Origin of the sequence: Photorhabdus sp. S10-54 (assembly GCF_963878145.1) — a bacterium.
GTDB classification, from domain to species: Bacteria; Pseudomonadota; Gammaproteobacteria; order Enterobacterales; family Enterobacteriaceae; genus Photorhabdus; species Photorhabdus kayaii.
This window is the reverse complement of the sequence record NZ_CAWNXG010000095.1, coordinates 1-4,407: the sequence shown is the minus strand read 5'-3', so window position 1 is coordinate 4,407 and position 4,407 is coordinate 1. Positions and strand designations below refer to the sequence as shown.

The window sequence follows — 4,407 nt, the reverse complement described above, 5'->3', positions numbered from 1 at the left end:
CAGGCTTTGTGCGATGAACTGGAAGCAGAAGGAATAACGTTAATCACTCATGTCCGTCATAACATGAAGGCAAAAGAATTATCTCTCTGGGATAAGCTGATGTTAAGAAGGCGATTTTTGATAGAAACGGTCATGGATCAGCTTAAAAATATTTCTCAGATAGAGCATTCAAGACACCGCAGTCAGCTCGGTTTTTTATTGGAAATCGTCGCTGGCCTAATTGCTTATACATTCCAACCTAAAAAACCGAGCTTGAATTTACGGGATTGTGATATCGCTATTTTTAAACGAAGCTGAGGTTAGTTAAGTTTGGCTCTCAATATGGAAACACAGCAAGCAACAAATTCACTCCTAGTGCTGCAATTGAGATGAATGTTTTTGGACAGACCATTGATACAGCTAAGAAGATATTTAATGCCAACTCTGCCGCTACCGCAGGAGTGGCTGTGTATCACAATGGTACTGCCATTACTAGCGGAGAGAAGATTAATCTCACTGGTACTAAAGAAATTGATTTCGCAAAAGCACTAACCGAAGGCGAAGGCATGGCAGCATTTAAAGTGGCTCTGGCTTCCAAGTCAGGCGCAGCAGCTTCTCAAGAGGTAATAGCCCCAGTAACATTCCAAGTAGTTTATAAATAATCAACGCCATCAAGTGGTAAGGGCATCATAGCAATCGAATTGGACAGGGAAGTTTGTTGTGGTCAACGAAAATTGGTCACCGCCTGAGAGTTTTTCCAAAATAAATTTTCTGATTCATTCGGTGTCAACCCATTGTTATACCAATGGGGACGAAGTTGGCTGTAATAGCCCGTTATATAACTGATGATGGAGCGCGTGGCTTCCTCCGCATTTCGATACCCTGTCAATGGGAGCCATTCGCTCTTCAGACTCCTGAAGAAACGCTCCATTGGCTCATTATCCCAACAGCTCAGGCTTTGCTTGATCGGGTAATGACTCAATAATTTCCTGAACGCTTTACTGGTATAATGACTGCCCTGATCACTATGAAACAGAACACCCTGTGGTTTTCCTCTTGATTCATAAGCCATTTTGAGCGCCTTTTTGGTTAACGCTGAATCCGGTGAGCAAGACATTGCCCAGCCGACAGGTTTCCGGGCAAACAGATCAATCACCACCGTCAGATAAACCCAGCCTTCCCCTGTCCACACAAATGTCACGTCGCCACACCAGACCTGATTGGGTTCGGTGACCGCAAATTGACGTCCAAGGTGATTAGGAATATCAATGTGTTCTGGTGTTCCCCGCGGGTACTTATGCCGTGATGGCTGGCGACTGACCAGCCCCATTTCAGCCATTAATTTGCCCGCCAGCCAACGCCCTAATGGCCGGCCTTTCGCAGTGACCATCGACGCCATAGTCCGGGCTCCCGCAGAGCCGTGGCTTTCCTGAAAAGCTTCGCGAATTAAGCTCTTTAGTTGGACACGTTCGGGGTCTGGCGATTTTTTTCGGGTTCGCCAGGCTTGATAACTGCTGCGATGTATGCCGAAGAGTTGGCAAAGCAAAACGACGGGGTAATGCACTCTGAATCGTTCAATTAACGCAAATTGTTCAGGGAGTCCGAGATCAAGAGTGCCGTAGCCTTTTTTATGATTTCATTTTCCATTTCCAGGCGTTGCAGTTTTTTCTTTAATTCACGGATTTCAAGCTGCTCCGGTGTGATTGGCGTTGCCTTTGGTGAGAGTCCCAGTCGCTCATCCCTTAACTGATTAACCCACTTACCCATGGCAGATTTACTGACATTCATGACTCTGGCTGCCTCGGCGATAGAATAGTTGTGTTCAAGCACCAGTAGTGCGGATTCCAGTTTGAATTCTGAACTAAAACGTCTTTGCATAATGTCACCTATTTTTTATTGAGGTAAGAATATCACCTCTGTAATGGTGACCAAAATTAGTGTGCCACATCAAACCTGAGTTATAACATTTCTCGTATAAAGGGCGAAGGCCACTGGCCGGAAAACCGTCAGGTATCATTCAATATGCAGGTCCCGCTGAGTCTCTTTGGGTCATCGTCGGCGTTACGGGGCGTTTACGCCCGCTATACCGCCTCACGCGACTCACAGGGTAACCTCTCTCAACAGACCGGCATCAGTGGCATGTTATGGGATAACCGCCTGAGTTATAACCTCCAGCAAGGTTGGGGGCACAGCGGCCAGCAAAACAGTCGAGCTTTGTCGCTGGGTTATCAGGGCAGCCAGGGAAGCGTCAATCTTGGCTACAATGACAACGCAGACAGTCAGCATTTTACCTATGGCACTTCCGGTGCCCTTCTGGTCCACCCTTACGGAATAACGCTGTCACGCTCGCTGGGAGATACCGCGGTATTAGTTCGCGCCCCCGGTGCGAAAGGGGTGACAATCAGCAACGGTAACGTACAGACCGACTGGCGTGGCTACGCCGTACTGCCGGGCGGATCGGTCTACCACAAAAACACCATCAATCTGGACCCGTCCACCCTGCCGGAAGGGGTGGATATTGACCAGACCAGCCGCAACGTTTACCCGACCAAAGGGGCGGTGACACTAGCCAATTATCAGGTTCGGCTGGGCAACCAGTTGCTGTTGACCTTAATACATCATGGCAAACCCGTGCCCTTTGGCGCCACCGCGACGCTGGCAGGAAACGCAACTCAAGCCGGCAGCGGCATTGTGGGCGATAACGGCCGGGTTTATCTGAGTGGCATGCCGTCCGCCGGTCATGTGAAAGTCAAGTGGGGAAACGAGGCAAATCAGCAATGCACCACCCGTTATCAGGTGTCGTCCGATACCCCCGGGAAACTGGTGCAGGCCGATGCCGTGTGTCTATAAGCGTAACCTTCATATGGGCAACCTGACCGGTGTGCCCGATGAGATATCACCTGTCTCGCTTTTACGTCCGGGGCGCCACCAAAAGCGAAGTTAGCCCCGACAGTGAAAGAGCGATGTGAACAGATGAGTAATTTGGAGAGAGAAGGATGTTAAACACTGAACGTTTGTGGGGCGGTCATACAGAAAACCCCGTCCCAGCCATCATGGGGCCAGGGGCGTCACTGCTCTTTTTATTGACCGTATTACCCCTCCAGGCGGCCGAGACTTATCAGGATTGCGAAACTGAACTGGTGAATAAGGTTAGCAATATTACCGTCACCGGCTATGCCATGATGCCGAACAACAAAGATAAACGTGATTATTCACGGGATGAAATAGTGGGATATACCACCAGCGGCCCTCTTGACTGGTCGACAACTTGCCGCGTCCCCACCGGGACCCAGTTTATGGCCTACACCGTAGGATCGGGGACCAACTCATTGATCTCTTCGTCATCACCGGGTAGTGTCCGGGTAGGAAAGGCTGGCGACTTTATGGTTGATATCGGGCAATCTTCACTCTCTTGCCAGATGCATGGTTCACCCGGAACCTATCAATCGACCAGTCTGGTCAAAGGGAATACCGGCGTTAACCTTCCCTGCGTCCCGGATGCCAACGGTCTGGTTGATATCAGTGTCCGCTCGGTGACCGGGGCCATTTACCCGGACAGTGACGGCAATTTCAATGCGAAACCGGGTGGAAGTCATTTGTCCGTGGACTCTATCGGCTGGACTTCAACAGCCGTATCGGGTTCCAGCAGCATACCGAACCCCCTGTGGACCACGGTTATCCTTTCACCGGTCAAAAAGCCGTCCACTTGTGCGGTTGTTCTTACTCCGTCATCGGTGGATTGGGGAACAGTGAAAAGAGCCGGCAAACAGGTGGGAGATCCACTTGAGTTAGCAAGGCAGATAGGGATAAGCAGCACCTGTTCCGGCGATGACGCGGTATTCCAAAATTCACGCCTGCTTTACCGAATCGATGGGCCGTTTGTGCCGGGGAAACCGAATGCCTTGGCCTCGTCAATAGAAGATGTCGCCTTCGCGTTTACTGATGCGGCCAACAAACCCTTATCACTCAGTACCGGGCACCGAGGTGAAGGGCCAAATGCAAGATACGTTAAACAAGGGGACGATAGTTATACGGCATCAACACAACTGTCTGTGGTACCGATTCTGTTGAAGACAGACGGTGCCGGCGGGCAAGCCAGAGCCGTCGCGGTCATTTCCGTATGGTCGGATGTTAACTTCGTCGACCCATCGGCTTAGTTATTACTCTTGTTGCAGCGCCTACTGGCGCTGCAACAAGCTAGCCGACAACCCCAGATAAGTTAAATGACTCCTTATATACCCGTCATCTTTCAAGTTGCCTCTTTGTTAGCTGCACTCACTCACCCCGGTCACATAGTTATCTAACCTCAGCTTCGTTTAAAAATAGCGATATCACAATCCCGTAAATTCAAGCTCGGTTTTTTAGGTTGGAATGTATAAGCAATTAGGCCAGCGACGATTTCCAATAAAAAACCGAGCTGACTGCGGT

At 49.9% G+C, this 4,407-nt stretch carries 5 protein-coding genes and 1 pseudogene; 4 read left to right on the top strand and 2 right to left on the bottom strand.

Features of this window, described 5'->3' with window-relative positions; translation table 11 throughout:
• Both AACQ83_RS23425 and AACQ83_RS23420 read left to right on the top strand, forming a co-directional pair.
• Positions 1-297, top strand: a 297-nt coding sequence (locus AACQ83_RS23425) for a transposase (protein WP_240000908.1), incomplete at its 5' end; no start/stop codon positions are given.
• 71 nt (positions 298-368) lie between these two features.
• On the top strand, positions 369-641 hold the full coding sequence (locus AACQ83_RS23420) for a hypothetical protein (RefSeq protein WP_112879801.1): 273 nt from the start codon (positions 369-371) through the stop codon (positions 639-641).
• Between the two features lie 62 nt (positions 642-703).
• Here the strand turns inward: AACQ83_RS23420 and AACQ83_RS23415 are convergent.
• A protein-coding gene (locus AACQ83_RS23415; RefSeq protein WP_112879800.1) for an IS3 family transposase occupies positions 704-1,857 on the bottom strand; the annotation gives its coding sequence in 2 pieces (ribosomal slippage) (positions 704-1,611 and positions 1,611-1,857; 1,155 coding nt in all).
• Positions 1,858-1,932: 75 nt separating this feature from the next.
• Here AACQ83_RS23415 and AACQ83_RS23410 point away from each other — a divergent pair.
• Together AACQ83_RS23410 and AACQ83_RS23405 are read left to right on the top strand one after the other, a co-directional pair.
• Positions 1,933-2,829: a fimbria/pilus outer membrane usher protein gene (locus AACQ83_RS23410; RefSeq protein WP_255567000.1), complete on the top strand. Its 897-nt coding sequence runs from the start codon at positions 1,933-1,935 to the stop codon at positions 2,827-2,829.
• A 146-nt stretch (positions 2,830-2,975) separates the two neighbouring features.
• Positions 2,976-4,136: a hypothetical protein gene (locus AACQ83_RS23405; RefSeq protein ID WP_112879799.1), complete on the top strand. Its 1,161-nt coding sequence runs from the start codon at positions 2,976-2,978 to the stop codon at positions 4,134-4,136.
• 149 nt (positions 4,137-4,285) lie between these two features.
• On the opposite strand, the pseudogene AACQ83_RS24850 reads toward AACQ83_RS23405, so the two are convergent.
• Positions 4,286-4,407: pseudogene (locus AACQ83_RS24850) on the bottom strand (IS982 family transposase); the annotation flags it as partial.